This window comes from Psychrobacter sp. M9-54-1, from assembly GCF_016613355.1.
In the GTDB taxonomy this organism is placed as follows: domain Bacteria; phylum Pseudomonadota; class Gammaproteobacteria; order Pseudomonadales; family Moraxellaceae; genus Psychrobacter; species Psychrobacter faecalis.
Genome location: NZ_JADGFW010000017.1, coordinates 40,440 through 54,584, shown reverse-complemented (window position 1 = coordinate 54,584; position 14,145 = coordinate 40,440). Strand labels below are relative to the sequence as shown.

Here is a 14,145-nt window from a genome sequence, read left to right as displayed (position 1 = left end):
CTCAAAAAAGTGAACTTCAAAATAAAAAAAGCGCTAAGATTTGCGAGTGAACACACCCTCATGAGCCATCAGCACCATCAATAAAAATAACTATCAAAAAACACATAACCAAGCAAAAAGTAACTGCTGAGCCTAGCAGAGAATGTTTACAGCTTTTTAACAGCCGCGTAATCATTAAAACATTCAGTCATATTTTACCCACATAACTGAATAGCAAGTTTTAAGACTTAGCTTAAGAATTATCATCTGCTTTATAATCCGTATCGCTACGAGTCGCCATACGCAGCCACGCACTACGCGCGCGCGGATTATTGCTTATTTCAGCCTGACTGGGACCGACGCGTTTTGGCTTACTAAAATAACGCGGACGCTTGGGCGGCATCGGTAAGCTTTCATCTTCTGGATACTGACCTTTACTATGGCGCTGCAAAAATTGCTTGATACGGCGATCTTCTAACGAATGAAAGCTAATCACTGCCAGCTGACCGCCCGACTTTAAAATCGGAATACTTTGTTCCAAAAAGTCATCGACATCGCCAAGCTCATTATTGATAAAAATACGCATGGCCTGAAAACTTTGCGTCGCTGGGTGCTTACCACGCTGCCAATTTGGATGCGCTGCTTTTATCACTTCTGCCAGCGCAAGCGTGGACTCATAGCTGTCCATCTGCTTAATCGCACGGGCAATACGGCGGCTGTGACGCTCTTCGCCAAACTCATAAAGCACATCGGCCAAGGTTTCATCGTCGACTGTCTCGAGCCACTCGGCAACCGACTGCCCGCGACTGGTATCCATGCGCATATCGACCGCACCATCACGCATAAAACTAAAACCACGCCTACCGTCATCAATCTGCGGCGAGGAAATACCCAAATCCGCCATCAGACCGTCCACTTTCGTGATACCCATCGCCGCTAGGCTATCGGTCAAGGTTGCAAAGCTATCATGCACCACTTTGACGCGGCTATCAGATTTTGCCAATTCTTGCGCAACGCTAATCGCTGTTGGGTCTTTATCAAACACAATTAAGGTTGCATCATCAGCAAGCTGACTTAATAGCAGGCGGCTATGCCCACCGCGCCCAAAAGTTGCATCCACATAAATGCCACTTTTTTGTAAGCTGTTTTGACGGCTGTCATCTGTTTGTTTGGGCAGCGTTTTGACACCCAATACCGCCGACACCGTTTCTTGTAGTAGCACGGCGTCATGGACAAAACTTAATTCATTAGAACCCGCTTGCTGTATGACGAGCTCTTGAGCAGAATCGTTTTCAACAATAGACGAATTGACCTCTGACTCAGAACTATCAATGACTGAAGAAGGGGGTTCTTTAGAATTTAACGTGTTTTTTGACTTTGGATTCGATATGGACACAAACGACTCAGTAGATGATGACCTTTTTGGCCAGTAATAGTAAAAAATCAGATGAAAATAAACAAGTTATGACTCACCTAGCATTATTATCGCAAGGATATACGGCGAGTCAAGCGCTAGAGAGGCTTTTCGTTAAAAATATCTCAGCTCTCTGTTATACTAGCGCTATATTTTACGCTATTTTTCTACCGTGACGGCGACTGTTTCACCCGTATTTTGACTCAATTTCTCTATTCGCCTTGAACTTTAACTTTTCTCGCCATTTTATTCATTCACCAGCATATTCTGAGATTTTTATGACCCAAACATCATCCCAAGCCAACCTTGATAGCAAGCGCTCTATTCGTACGCGTATTGCGCCATCTCCAACTGGTTTTCCGCATGTCGGCACCGCTTATATCGCCCTATTTAATTTAGCCTTTGCCAAAGCCCATGGCGGCGAGTTTATTTTGCGTATTGAGGACACCGATCAAACACGCTCAACCGAGCAATCTGAACAAATGATTTTGGATGCGCTGCGTTGGGTCGGTCTTGACTGGGCGGAAGGACCAGATATCGGCGGTCCGCACGCACCTTATCGTCAGAGTGAACGTAGTGATATTTATAAAAAACATGCCGAGCAGCTGATAGAAAATGACCATGCGTTCCGCTGTTTTTGTACCCCTGAAGAGCTTGATACCATGCGCGCTGAGCAAATGGCCAATGGCGAAACGCCGCGCTATGACGGTCGCTGCGCACATTTAGCGCCAGAAAAAACCGCGCAATTGGTCGCTGAAGACAAGCCTTACGTTATTCGTATGCGTGTGCCAACCGAAGGCGCCTGCCAGATACATGACATGCTACGCGGTACGGTTGAGATTCCTTGGACGCAAGTCGATATGCAAGTGCTGCTAAAAACTGATGGCATGCCAACTTATCATCTCGCCAACGTCGTCGACGACCATTTGATGGAAATCAGTCATGTTATGCGCGGTGAAGAATGGCTCAACTCGGCACCGAAGCATCAGCTGCTTTATGAGTATTTTGGTTGGGAGATGCCCGTTCTTTGCCATATGCCGCTACTGCGTAACCCTGATAAATCAAAGCTGTCAAAACGTAAAAACCCAACCTCTATCACTTACTATCGTGATGCTGGCGTGCTACCTGAAGCCTTGCTCAACTACCTTGGCCGTATGGGCTACTCAATGCCTGACGAAGCGGAAAAGTTCACCTTGGATGAGATGATTGCCAGCTTTGATATTCAGCGTGTGTCGCTTGGTGGCCCTATTTTCGATATCGAAAAACTCAACTGGCTAAATGCGGAATGGCTACGTGCGCTTAGCCCTGAAGAGCTTAAAAACAAAATCCTCGACTGGGCAAGTGACAGCGATAAACTAACCGCGATTGCCGCCGCAATTCAACCACGTATTGAACTGCTGTCTGATGCGGTTAACTGGGGCGGCTTTTATTTTCAAAACCTGCCTGCTATCACCGCTGAAAGCTTTACCCATAAGTCGCTGACGCCTGAACAAATTACCGAGATGCTACAACTGGCGCTTTGGCAGCTAGAAACCTTGCCGACGTGGACGGAAGAAAATATTTATGCCACGCTAAAAGGCCTTGCTGCTCATCTTGATATTAAAATGCGTGACTTTATGGCGCCGTTCTTTATCGCTATCGCTGGTAGCACCTCATCGACGCCAGTCATGAACTCTATGGCGATTATCGGCGCTGATATGACCCTGACCCGTTTACGCCATGCGGTTGATGTACTGGGTGGCCTTGGCAAAAAGAAACTGAAAAAACTTGAGAAACAAGCGGCAGAGTTGCCAGACTTCTTGGCGGCTGAATAGTTTGGCTGCTAAATAACCTTGTACTGGTTAATTAAGAGTAGAATGGATAATTAATAAAAAAGGGTCAGGCTAATACTGACCCTTTTTTTATATTAATCTCCGTACTTAAATGCCCATAATTAGCCATTTAAATACTTTTACTAACTTTTTTTGCAAATTTATGCATTATTTTTAAAATAGCGGTTGACAAGACTGCTGGTCTTACCTAAAATACGCACACTCTTAGCGAGGGGCTATAGCTCAGTTGGTAGAGCACTTGCATGGCATGCAAGGGGTCAACGGTTCGACTCCGTTTAGCTCCACCATACTATTTATCGCAACGTTCAGTTTACTGACACTTTGATAAATACTCGCTAGTAGGACGATATCAGCACCTAGGCAAGGCTTGTTCTATTAATAGATAAGCACTCTGATATTGTGAAGTACCGTTGTAATGCTATTGTAAAATAGTGGTTATGACACTCTATGCGTCCCCATCGTCTAGAGGCCTAGGACACCGCCCTTTCACGGCGGTAACGGGGGTTCGAATCCCCCTGGGGACGCCACTATTCGGCGTCACTTATTAGCACTTTTGCTTAGCACCTTTAAGCATCAGATTAGACTAATAAGCGCACAATAAAAAATCCCAGTCATCATACGGTGACTGGGATTTTTTACGTCTGTTAGTTTTGTTATAGTCAGTTTATTATGGTTTGGATAAGCTGAAGTTACTATATCAACGATCATAGCAAGAGACAAATTCTCTAATCGCCCAACCCCATTGTCTGTATTCTCCTTGGTAGTACCCTTCTAGATACACCCAAGGACGGTCTTTATTATCGTAAGTGGTTTCTGTGATATAAACTTCACGATCGTTACGTAGTTTATTGATAATCTTACCATTTGGTTCATCGCGGATATTTAACGGTGTTTCAGTCGGATCTGTTACTTTGCAAACTCTCTCAGCATGCGCGGCACTTATCCCAGCAGTCGTAGCAAAAACAGATAAAGCAACGGTATAAGCCAAACTTCTCATCTCAAATCCTTGTTATCAACAAAAGTTTTATTTGCTTCTGATATATTATCAGAGTTCAAACTGCAATTTTTGCGATTTTCATAATATATTTACATTTTATCCATTTCACAGAGCTTGAGTGTAGAATGTGTATTATGCTTTCTAAAATTAGTATTTATTGAGTGATTTACTCTATTGCTAACCCAGCCAATGCTAGCTACTCTGTAATAATTTTATAAAATATATAAAAGTTTTATTACATTACACATGGATAATTAGGTTTATTAAAACAAAGAGATTTGCAATGTTTGGTATTGAGAATTACCTAGGGTTTATCGTGGCAGCCATTTTACTAAACCTGACCCCTGGCAGCGATAGCATGTATATCATCACCCGCAGTATTTCACAGGGGCAAACGGCGGGGTTTTATTCCGTGCTTGGTATTATCTCAGGGATTTTAATACATACATTATTGGCGGCGCTGGGCTTATCCGTTTTACTGGCCAACTCTCCTACCGCATTTATGATTGTTAAATATATAGGTGCTAGCTATTTGTGCTATCTAGGCGTCAAAATGCTTATGAGTAAACAGCAGCCTTTGATAGGCGCGAGTTTACAAGAAAACGGAAAACCTTCTTCTGCTAAGACTTTAGATTATTGGCAAATATATAAGCAAGGTATGCTCACCAATACCTTTAATCCAAAAGTCGCGCTATTCTTTTTGGCTTTCTTTCCGCAATTTATCAATCCTAACTATGCGAATAGCACCTTGTCCTTTTTACTTTTGGGACTAACCTTTGCCGTCACTGGTTTTATGTGGTGTTTATGTTTGGCATTACTGGCGTCAAAATTCAGTGAAAAGCTGCGAGAGAATCCAGCTATCGAATCTATTTTAAATAAAATTAGTGGAGTGGTGTTTATTGGCTTAGGTATTAAGCTATTGACTGAGAAGGGTTAAAGGTAAAAATAACGAATTAAAAAGTATTGCGCATAAAAAAGCCCAATCATCACGACCGGGCTTTTCTTATTCTCACTTTAATTAAATATTACGCTGCGTTTTTACTTTCAGCTGCTAATTGACGTAGTACATAGTGCAATACGCCGCCATGACGCACGTATTCGCGCTCTTTTGGCGTCTGTAGCATGACGTTTACCTCAAAGGTTTCAGTTGAACCATCAGCACGGGTCGCCGTCACTGTTGCGGTTTTACTCTCACCATTATCAAGGCCTGTGATACTTAGCACTTCAGAACCGTCTAGGTGATAAGTATCGGCGTTTTCATCATCTTTAAAGGTTAATGGCAACACGCCCATACCAACTAAGTTTGAGCGGTGAATACGCTCAAACGAGCTGGTCAATACCGCTTTTACGCCGAGCAAAATCGTACCCTTCGCGGCCCAGTCACGGCTAGAACCAGAACCATACTCTGCACCGCCAAGTACCACAAGTGGGCGTTTATCTTCTTTATACTTCATCGCCGCGTCATAGATGGCCATTTCTTCGCCGTCTTGAAGCGTGGCGTTGTCGCCTTTAAAGTAGTAAGTGTAGCCGCCTTCTTTACCGCCCATCATCTGGTTTTTGATACGGATATTGGCAAAAGTACCGCGGGTCATGACCGCATCGTTACCACGGCGTGAGCCATAACTATTAAAGTCGGCTGGCATCACACCACGCTCTTGCAAGTACTTACCCGCAGGAGAATTAGCATCGATATTACCAGCTGGCGAGATATGGTCAGTGGTTATTGAATCGCCAAATAGACCCAAGATACGCGCGCCTTCGATATCAGGGATACCTTCTGGCTCCATGGTCATGCCATCAAAGAACGGTGGGTTTTTGATATAAGTAGACTTTTCGCTCCATGGATACAGCTGACTATCGGCTGAGCTGATGGCGTTCCATGCGGCACTACCGTCAAACACTTCGCCGTAGTTTTTACGGAACATATCGGCGTCGATATTATTGGCAATTAGTTCATTAATTTCATCGGACGTTGGCCAAATGTCTTTTAAGAACACATCGTTGCCGTCTTGGTCTTGGCCTAGCGGATGCGTGGTCAAGTCAATATCAACCGTCCCTGCCAACGCATAAGCAACCACCAGCGGTGGCGACGCCAAGTAACTGGCCTTGACGTGCGAGTGAATACGCCCTTCAAAGTTACGGTTACCCGATAACACCGCAGCGGCAACCAAGTCGTTTTCTTTGATACCTTGTTCAATCGACTCTAAGAGCGGACCTGAGTTACCGATACAGGTGGTACAACCATAACCAACCAAATAGAAGCCTGTTTTCTCTAGCTCATCCATCAGTTTGGTTTTTTCAAGATAATCGGTAACGACTTTTGAGCCTGGTGCCAATGAGGTTTTTACCCAAGGCTTGGCTTTTAAACCTTTGGCAGCGGCTTTTTTCGCCACCAAACCAGCGCCAATCATCACCGCAGGGTTTGAGGTGTTGGTACAAGAGGTAATCGCGGCGATAACCACTGAACCATCACGCAGTTTGTGGCTCTTATCATCGATATTAACGTCAGAGAAGACATTAGGCTTGGCATACAGTCTATCGGCTTGCTCTTGCTGCGCACCTTCTTGATCAAAGCGCACTTTACCATCGATTTCTGACTTGCGATCTTTAGTCATTTTCTCTAAAGTTTCGCCAAATTTTTCATGCATATCAGATAAATTGATACGCTGCTGTGGCAAGTTCGGACCGGCAAGGGCTGGTTTCACCGATGATAAGTCCAGCTCAAGCTTACTTGAATACGTCGCCGCTGGCGTATCGGCATCATGCCATAAACCTTGTGCTTTGGCATATTTTTCAACCAGCTCAATCTGGCTTTCTTCACGACCTGACAGACGCAGATAATCAATCGCCATTTGGTCAATCGGGAAAATACCGCAAGTCGCACCGTATTCTGGTGACATATTAGCAATGGTTGCACGGTCAGCGAGTGGCATACTGTGTAAACCTTCGCCGTAAAATTCGACAAACTTACCAACCACACCGTGAGCACGTAACATTTCAACCACGCGTAGTACCAAATCCGTCGCAGTCACGCCTTCGGTCAATTTGCCTTTGAGCTCAAAACCGACCACTTGTGGAATGAGCATTGAGGATGGCTGACCAAGCATCGCCGCTTCCGCTTCGATACCACCAACACCCCAACCGAGTACGCCAATACCATTAATCATCGTCGTGTGACTGTCTGTACCAAATACCGTATCTGGATACGCGGTCAGCTCACCATCGACTTCAGCAGCCATTACTACACGCGCTAAATATTCTAAGTTAACCTGATGCACAATACCGGTTGCTGGGGGCACAACGACAAAGTTTTTAAAGGCGTTTTTGCCCCAATGCAAAAACTCATAACGCTCGTTATTACGCTTAAACTCAATTTTCTCGTTTAAATCTAGCGCATCTTCGCGGCCATAAGCGTCGACCTGTACAGAGTGGTCAACCACCAACTCACTTGGAATAAAAGGGTTAATCTGCTCAGCACGACCGCCAAGCTCGACGACCGCATCACGCATCGCTGCCAAATCCACCACTGATGGTACACCAGTGAAATCCTGCAGGACCACACGCGCTGGCATAAAGGCGATTTCTTTTGACGCTTCTGCGCCAGCGTCCCAATTGGCAACGGCTTCGATATGGTTTTTGTCGACAGATTGACCGTCGTCTTCATTACGCAGTAGGTTTTCTAAGACGATTTTCATGCAAAATGGCAATTTGCTGATGTTCTCGTAAGTGTCAGTCAGCTTTGGCAAGCTATAATAAACGTGCTCCTTGCCAGCGACTTCAATCGTATCTTTTACATTAAAAATATCACTCATGGTAGCTTCCTTATCGTTGTTATAGATCCTAAGCATAAATCCTTATGCCATTAATACGACTGTGAATGCATGGCAATTTATGCTGATAACTGGTGGCTTATTTCTTCTTAATTTAAATGAATGTGCTTAAATCGAATGGCGACACCTATTTTTTAATAAGCGCTCGTTTTTAACAAGTGCTAAGTACAATAGTTAACGGTGCTTTTATTTGAATAAATGTTTATTGATAACGGTGAGGTGAACAAAATCGCCGTTAACAAAAGATATATGCATCTGTTTAGCGTTTAACTGTAACGTCCTTTTACCATAACAAATAAGCAGCACTTTGTTAACGACTAGATGGTGTTGAATCGTGGCACAATCGTAACCACGACAATGCTTTAGCAGTTAAAATTCAACGTTTACCGGACAAGGTGTGCCCATATCTTTTAACTTTGACTACGACGACCGCTCCGAAAGACGTGGCTATCATCATAAAAGCTCGAATTGGCATTTTCTGCCCAATAGTATGGCACGCCCAAAATGGGCAATGGCGACAGTTTGCGCGGGGACACATCTGGCTCTGATAATAACGCATCCATATAATCGGCCACTTTTTGATCCAGAAGATTAATGCGCTCAGATAGCGATAAGGCAAAAAAATCTTGCGTGACATTTATCACGATACTATGGGCGCACAATGCCTTGCGTGGGTGCAGTAGCTTCTCTAACAGTGCATGACCAAAAATATAAACTGCTGCTTGAGCTTGTTTATTAAGTTGCTTTGGGTTATCCCATTTGTCACGCGGTGCAACCAAACTTTCCTGCCAATCGAAATCAACCAACGCCTCACCGATACTAGACTCAGCTGTCACCAATATTGCGCCATTTTCATCAAAAACGGTAATGGTATCGCGGACACGGCCGCGACTAGCACCAATCCCCTGCTGATCGATTTCAAGCATATGATAATAATTGAGCAACGCTTTGGTCTTAGGAAAGGTGAGCCAAATGCTACCGTTAAATAAATCATGCAAATTATCACGGGTCGGAATATTACCGGTAGTGCCGATAAAATTCTCGTACGCTTCGCCTGCTAGCAGCGCCTTTTGCGAAACGAATTGTAAGGTGTGCGCTTGGTTGTTTAGCGCAGGTTTGATTTGCGGTAATGGCTGAAGTAGGTCATCAGCGTGCTTCTGTAATGCGCTATTCAAAACCTTAGCGATGATATCAGGTGTGTTTTTTATTTTATCTGTCTGAACAGAGTCATCTCTGGAAGCACTCATCTGAGTAATAACTTCACTAATATAGCCCAATTGCTTTAAGTGACACAGCCATGGCGCTTGCCAATCAATAGCAGCAAAGCTGTCATCACGCGTGCTGGCGCATGCAGATGGTTTATTAATAAATGCATTAGAAGTAGTATTTCGATAAGGCTTGGCAGGTAAATCGGTGGCGGTCATATTGACTATCTCTATTAGACGACTGGCGTGGCTATGGTATCATGGAGCGCTTTTTTACGGCTAGACAAGCCGCTCGAAATACAGATTTCGCGCGCTATTTATTGATGAGTTTTTATGGCAAATTTTAACACCCACTTAAATGTTGCATTCATGGCAAGTGGTACGATGAGTCTTGCGGTTTATAAAGCGGGCTTGATTGATGATTCAGGGTTTTTGATGTGCGCGGCTCTCGGTACCATCGGAGGACTGTTGCCTGATTTGGATTCTGATAATTCGACGCCGATTAAGCTTGGGTTTAATATTACCTCGTTTATCTTTGCCTTTGGTCTGGTCATGCATTGGCGTAGTGAGCTGAGTTTATTGGCGCTGATGGCTTTGTGGCTGGCAGGCTACGGCTTTATGCGTTATGTGGTATTTTCTATTTTTACCAACATGACCGTGCATCGCGGCGTCATTCATTCGGTACCCTATATGGCGATAATGGGGCTTGGGATGACCTATATCAGCTACGACATTTTAAACTTACCGTTGACGGTTAGCTGGTTTTATGGCTTATTTTTATTCGGCGGCGCCATGGTGCATTTGACATTGGATGAGTTATATAGTGTGAATTTGTCCAATATGAAAATGAAGCGCTCATCGGGTACAGCGATGAAGTTTTATCAGCATAAAGACAAATGGTGGTATCTGCTGCTATACGTCATCCTTGCGCTCTTGGTATATTTTGCGCCGCCATTTGCTGAGTTTTGGCAGCAGCTGCGCGACCCCGCGCCTTGGGCAAAACTAAAACTCGGCCTATGGCCAGAATTGATCAAAAACTGGCTCAATTGAAAGCTATAGAACCGTTAAAAAATGAAAAATAGCGCGAGTAAATAATGTCACTTTCCCTACCAATCTGCCCTTGCCAAATCAACCCGTCGTCAAGCGCTATCAGCTCACCACTACTTTATAAAGAATGCTGTCAGCCCTATCACGATGGGCTTTTTGATTCAGAGGACAATAAAGCAGATACTGCAGAGCGTTTAATGCGCACGCGCTATAGCGCTTTTGTCTTGGTTAAACCAGAATATATCGTAGCGACGACGCTACCCGCGCAGCAAAATGTGCTTGATATTAAGGCGATTGAAAGTTGGGCAAAAGAGACGAACTGGGCAGGATTAGAAATCGTAGCGCACATGCCGAAGTTGGGTAAACGCCATGCGAAAGTTGAGTTTAAAGCTTACTTTAATATCTCTGATAATAAAGATGACGGCATACAGGCGCATCATGAGCTATCTGCCTTTGTAAAAGTAATAGACAAAGCGAACAACGATGCGCGTTGGTACTTCCTCGACCCAACTGTTTCTATGTCCGTTACACAAAAACAGCGCTGTATTTGTGGCTCGGGTGAGAAATTTAAGCGCTGTTGTGGCGCTTTTTTAAGATATTAATTTATAAGTTTTATAACGTTCGTATAAACCTTCCATTTGATCTATGTGCTTATCGTTAGATAGCAACTCAATACCATTAATCTTAGCAGTTGCAAAATGAAAGACATCAAACTTACGCTTTTCTAAATTTTTAGCTATACCTTTACTCTCAGCTTCAAACTTATCTAACCGATACAAATCAGTTGCCAAGTCTGTGACATCTTTACTGATATCTAGCCAAGTAAACTCTTCAACGGCTGCTCTAAATTTATTAAAATCTTCATTTTCATGCTGCCAACCAAACTTCCTTAAAAACTCATATCGCAGCAATGGTGTAATGACCAGCTCGACAGTATCATCATTGACGAGCGCTAATAAATCCGTCAGTCGTTCAAGAAGATCGACATCATTTTCATCAATGTTTTTACCCTCTAATACGTAAGTCAAAAAGTTTGAGTCCAGTAACTTCGCAATTTCTATATTCATTACGCCAATCTCAACTTATCGTAGGCTTTTGATTTTTATAGAATTTAAAATTCTAATTGTTTTAACTGAAATTTTAAAAACTAAGTAAACCAATACCTTAGAAAAATAAGTTGAGAGTGGGGTATATTCATTATAATTGCGTTCCTTCTTTGAGCTCATTTATTCTTTTTTCTAGTAGCTCAGACAGCATCTTTTTGGCATTTTTCTGATTTGGCGCATTATGTCGCGCTAACTTGAGCTGATTAATATCAATATCAAAGGCATCTTTCAATAAATCTACAAACGCTGCATTATTAGGATGTTCGGTGGTGTGTCAAAAAGTATGCTGATTAAAACTTGAACAATTTTTGAAGCCTTGAAAGCCCTATAGAATCAGAGAACTTAGCATAGATTTCTTATTGACTTCTATCGCCAGCATACTTTTTAGAACACCACCGGATGTTCTATCAACTCTGTTTTGACAACCCCATCTTCTTTATCACGATATAGCTCATAGGCTTCACCATGTTGTAATTGGCTCAGGACTATAGCGGAGTGAGTAGTAATATAGAATATTGTATTAGGAAAAAGACGTTTTAAAGTAGGGACGATAGTTGCCTGCCATTTGGTATGCAGATGACTTTCGATTTCATCGATAAATACCACGCCTTTTACATGGGCAATGTTAGTTTCGTTAGTAAAATAGCTATAGCCTGCAATGATAGATTGCATAATTTTGAGGATTGAAGCAAAACCGCTAGAAAGTTCTGAGAGTTCTGTCTTCTTATCAGCAACTTTGAAAGATACCCTATCGTCACCTGTGATTTCGAGATAATCTGGATGAAACCTTTCATCAATTTTGTTTAACAGACAAAGCAGTGTCGTAATCTCAATTTCACGATTGTCTTCTTTAGCTTGATAAGGGTTAGCTGATTGTGCACGTTGAATGATCCATTCATGCAAATTACTTCTATCTTTAAAACTAATATACTTAGAATTATTGTAAGCAATTTCATTCAAATCATCTAAGTAATACTTTCTTCTTAAGAATAGCTCATTAATTCTTCTAATCCCCACCTGATTATTATGATGACTAGTACGTTCGAATGTATCCACATATACTAGAGGCAATTCATGTTGAGGAAAGAACACAGCACTATTTTTTATAGTAACTTCTTTGGGTTCAGGATATAAACAAATTTTAGTATCGCCAAATGTAAATATACTTTTGAATTTATTTTCTTCCTTATCAACATATTCAAATGAATGATTCCCTTTAAAATACAAATCAAATAATAACTTATTAGTTGAAAAGTATGCTTTAAACAAAGCCTCCAAACACTTCGTTTTACCAATGCCATTTTCACCGATTAGGCAATACACCCGTTGCTCAGGCAAAAAATTAAGATGCACATTGCCTACGCCTACCAGCTGCTTTATTTGAATGTCATTGCCTAACATGGCTTCACCTAATTTTTATTAAACTATTAATTTCATAGTGGAACAACCAATTTAAAAATACAAGCTAGCCATCCTAAACACTCGCTCCAACCGCGCGTGCTACCGCAATCCCTTCCTCAATCGTCAAAAACTTACGCTGACTTGGGCTGTCTTTATAAATGACATCGCCATCTTGGAATATTAAGCATTCATTGACCGCCAACTGTTGCCATTTTTCATTTTCAGTCAATGGCACAGTAACTAGAATCGTGACTTTATCGGTGTCTGTGGTCACATCACTAAAGTTAATGGCCAAATCATCATCTGCTAATTTTGCTTCGCCAAATGGTGCTTTGCGCGTGAGATAAAACAATAAACTGCCCGCATACGCCAATTGCCATTGACCATTTGATATCAGGCAATTAAACAAACCGTTTGCGGATAGATAACGACATTGGGTAGTCAAAAAGTTAAACAGTGTTTGGTCATCGGGGCGGGTTTTAAAGCTGCTCTTTAGACGATTAACGAGATAACAAAACGCCATTTCAGAATCGGTATTACCGACTGGCTGACAATGTGAGGCATTACCATTGTCTTGCAGGCGCTGACAGCGTTTGATAAATTCGCTATTCATCTGTCCGTTATGGGCAAAAACCCACTGCTCGCCCCAGACTTCGCGGACGAAAGGATGGGTATTGGCCAAGCAATTCTGCCCTTGGGTCGCTTTACGAATGTGGGCGATGACGTTCATGGCTTTAATCGGATAATTATTCACCAAATCAGCCACGGGCGATAGATGGCTCGGATGATTGTCATGAAACAGTCGCAAACCAGTCGAAGCATTGGCGGTTTTATCATTATTGGCGCATTCACTGCGCTCAAAAAACGCAATACCAAAGCCATCTTCATGACTGTCGGTCATGCCGCCGCGACGGCGAAACCCTGCAAAGCTAAAACCAATATCGGTTGGGGTATTACAGTTCATTCCTAAGAGTTGACACATTTATACTTCACCGCCGTTGTTGTCGTCTTTTGCAGGATTTAAAGTAGGGTTTAGAGTAGCTTCTGACACTTCATCAAACATCTCATAAGGCGTGGCCCCATCGGTGTCAATATTCGCCAAGATACGCTGCGCATGCGCCAAATCAGTATCCTGTATCCACAGCACAATCCCAGAATTCATACCGGGCATGGCACTCAGCGGTTGTAGAGACACCGTAATACCGTTATTACGCAGCAGATTGGCATGCAGCTCGCCTTGCATATTGGTATCGTAGCGTGCCAGTTTGTGCCAGTTATCAACTTGATCGGTCATAGTAAATTCCTTTTAAACAGTTAAATATCTTGTTAATACA

Annotated in this window: 12 protein-coding genes and 2 tRNA genes; 6 read left to right on the top strand and 8 right to left on the bottom strand. The window is 42.9% G+C overall.

Annotated elements, in window-relative coordinates:
• Nucleotides 1-232: 232 nt before the first annotated feature.
• On the bottom strand, nucleotides 233-1,246 hold the full coding sequence (gene rsmH / locus IQ457_RS07660) for a 16S rRNA (cytosine(1402)-N(4))-methyltransferase RsmH (protein ID WP_223808576.1): 1,014 nt from the start codon (nucleotides 1,244-1,246) through the stop codon (nucleotides 233-235).
• A 425-nt stretch (nucleotides 1,247-1,671) separates the two neighbouring features.
• Between rsmH and gltX the strand changes: the two genes are divergently transcribed.
• The 3 genes from gltX (at nucleotide 1,672) to IQ457_RS07645 (ending at nucleotide 3,752) form a co-directional block, all read left to right on the top strand.
• Nucleotides 1,672-3,207 carry a glutamate--tRNA ligase gene (gene gltX / locus IQ457_RS07655; protein WP_200662711.1) on the top strand — a complete coding sequence of 512 codons (1,536 nt, stop codon included), beginning with the start codon at nucleotides 1,672-1,674 and terminating at the stop codon, nucleotides 3,205-3,207.
• Between the two features lie 229 nt (nucleotides 3,208-3,436).
• Nucleotides 3,437-3,512, top strand: a tRNA-Ala gene (locus tag IQ457_RS07650).
• A 164-nt stretch (nucleotides 3,513-3,676) separates the two neighbouring features.
• Nucleotides 3,677-3,752 (top strand) — tRNA-Glu (locus IQ457_RS07645).
• A gap of 170 nt (nucleotides 3,753-3,922) precedes the next feature.
• Here the strand turns inward: IQ457_RS07645 and IQ457_RS07640 are convergent.
• Nucleotides 3,923-4,222, bottom strand: a complete 300-nt coding sequence (locus tag IQ457_RS07640; RefSeq protein ID WP_200662710.1) for a hypothetical protein — start codon at nucleotides 4,220-4,222, stop codon at nucleotides 3,923-3,925.
• A gap of 283 nt (nucleotides 4,223-4,505) precedes the next feature.
• Here IQ457_RS07640 and IQ457_RS07635 point away from each other — a divergent pair, with 283 nt between their 5' ends.
• On the top strand, nucleotides 4,506-5,159 hold the full coding sequence (locus IQ457_RS07635) for a LysE family translocator (RefSeq protein ID WP_200662709.1): 654 nt from the start codon (nucleotides 4,506-4,508) through the stop codon (nucleotides 5,157-5,159).
• An 88-nt stretch (nucleotides 5,160-5,247) separates the two neighbouring features.
• Here IQ457_RS07635 and acnA read toward each other — a convergent pair whose 3' ends face one another.
• Together acnA and IQ457_RS07625 are read right to left on the bottom strand one after the other, a co-directional pair.
• Complete coding sequence (gene acnA / locus IQ457_RS07630; RefSeq protein ID WP_200662708.1) at nucleotides 5,248-8,034, bottom strand: aconitate hydratase AcnA; 2,787 nt, start codon at nucleotides 8,032-8,034, stop codon at nucleotides 5,248-5,250.
• A gap of 428 nt (nucleotides 8,035-8,462) precedes the next feature.
• The gene (locus tag IQ457_RS07625; RefSeq protein ID WP_200662707.1) at nucleotides 8,463-9,476 is read right to left on the bottom strand and encodes a DUF3025 domain-containing protein; all 1,014 of its coding nucleotides are present in this window, start codon (nucleotides 9,474-9,476) and stop codon (nucleotides 8,463-8,465) included.
• Nucleotides 9,477-9,590: 114 nt separating this feature from the next.
• On the opposite strand from IQ457_RS07625, the gene IQ457_RS07620 reads away from it, so the two are divergent.
• Entirely contained in the window at nucleotides 9,591-10,307 is a 717-nt protein-coding gene (locus IQ457_RS07620; RefSeq protein WP_200662706.1) for a metal-dependent hydrolase, read from the top strand.
• Nucleotides 10,308-10,351: 44 nt separating this feature from the next.
• A complete protein-coding gene (locus IQ457_RS07615) occupies nucleotides 10,352-10,906 on the top strand; it encodes a YchJ family protein (protein WP_200662705.1) in 555 nt (184 codons plus the stop codon).
• On the opposite strand, the gene IQ457_RS07610 is transcribed toward IQ457_RS07615, so the two are convergent.
• From IQ457_RS07610 to IQ457_RS07595, 4 genes are all read right to left on the bottom strand, one after another.
• Complete coding sequence (locus IQ457_RS07610; protein WP_200662704.1) at nucleotides 10,895-11,371, bottom strand: type II toxin-antitoxin system VapC family toxin; 477 nt, start codon at nucleotides 11,369-11,371, stop codon at nucleotides 10,895-10,897. The genes IQ457_RS07615 and IQ457_RS07610 overlap by 12 nt on opposite strands.
• Before the next feature lie 423 nt (nucleotides 11,372-11,794).
• Nucleotides 11,795-12,811: an AAA family ATPase gene (locus tag IQ457_RS07605; RefSeq protein ID WP_200662703.1), complete on the bottom strand. Its 1,017-nt coding sequence runs from the start codon at nucleotides 12,809-12,811 to the stop codon at nucleotides 11,795-11,797.
• A 73-nt stretch (nucleotides 12,812-12,884) separates the two neighbouring features.
• Nucleotides 12,885-13,793: a class II glutamine amidotransferase gene (locus IQ457_RS07600; protein ID WP_200662702.1), complete on the bottom strand. Its 909-nt coding sequence runs from the start codon at nucleotides 13,791-13,793 to the stop codon at nucleotides 12,885-12,887.
• Complete coding sequence (locus IQ457_RS07595) at nucleotides 13,794-14,105, bottom strand: hypothetical protein (protein WP_242465386.1); 312 nt, start codon at nucleotides 14,103-14,105, stop codon at nucleotides 13,794-13,796.
• Between the last annotated feature and the right edge of the window lie 40 nt (nucleotides 14,106-14,145).

Coding starts and splice junctions, on each gene's coding strand:
- IQ457_RS07610 (WP_200662704.1), bottom strand. CDS start 11,371: ATGAATATAGAAATTGCGAAGTTACTGGACTCAAACTTTTTGACTTAC.
- gltX (WP_200662711.1), top strand. CDS start 1,672: ATGACCCAAACATCATCCCAAGCCAACCTTGATAGCAAGCGCTCTATT.
- IQ457_RS07640 (WP_200662710.1), bottom strand. CDS start 4,222: ATGAGAAGTTTGGCTTATACCGTTGCTTTATCTGTTTTTGCTACGACT.
- IQ457_RS07625 (WP_200662707.1), bottom strand. CDS start 9,476: ATGACCGCCACCGATTTACCTGCCAAGCCTTATCGAAATACTACTTCT.
- IQ457_RS07620 (WP_200662706.1), top strand. CDS start 9,591: ATGGCAAATTTTAACACCCACTTAAATGTTGCATTCATGGCAAGTGGT.
- IQ457_RS07600 (WP_200662702.1), bottom strand. CDS start 13,793: ATGTGTCAACTCTTAGGAATGAACTGTAATACCCCAACCGATATTGGT.
- IQ457_RS07605 (WP_200662703.1), bottom strand. CDS start 12,811: ATGTTAGGCAATGACATTCAAATAAAGCAGCTGGTAGGCGTAGGCAAT.
- IQ457_RS07595 (WP_242465386.1), bottom strand. CDS start 14,105: ATGACCGATCAAGTTGATAACTGGCACAAACTGGCACGCTACGATACC.
- acnA (WP_200662708.1), bottom strand. CDS start 8,034: ATGAGTGATATTTTTAATGTAAAAGATACGATTGAAGTCGCTGGCAAG.
- IQ457_RS07635 (WP_200662709.1), top strand. CDS start 4,506: ATGTTTGGTATTGAGAATTACCTAGGGTTTATCGTGGCAGCCATTTTA.
- IQ457_RS07615 (WP_200662705.1), top strand. CDS start 10,352: ATGTCACTTTCCCTACCAATCTGCCCTTGCCAAATCAACCCGTCGTCA.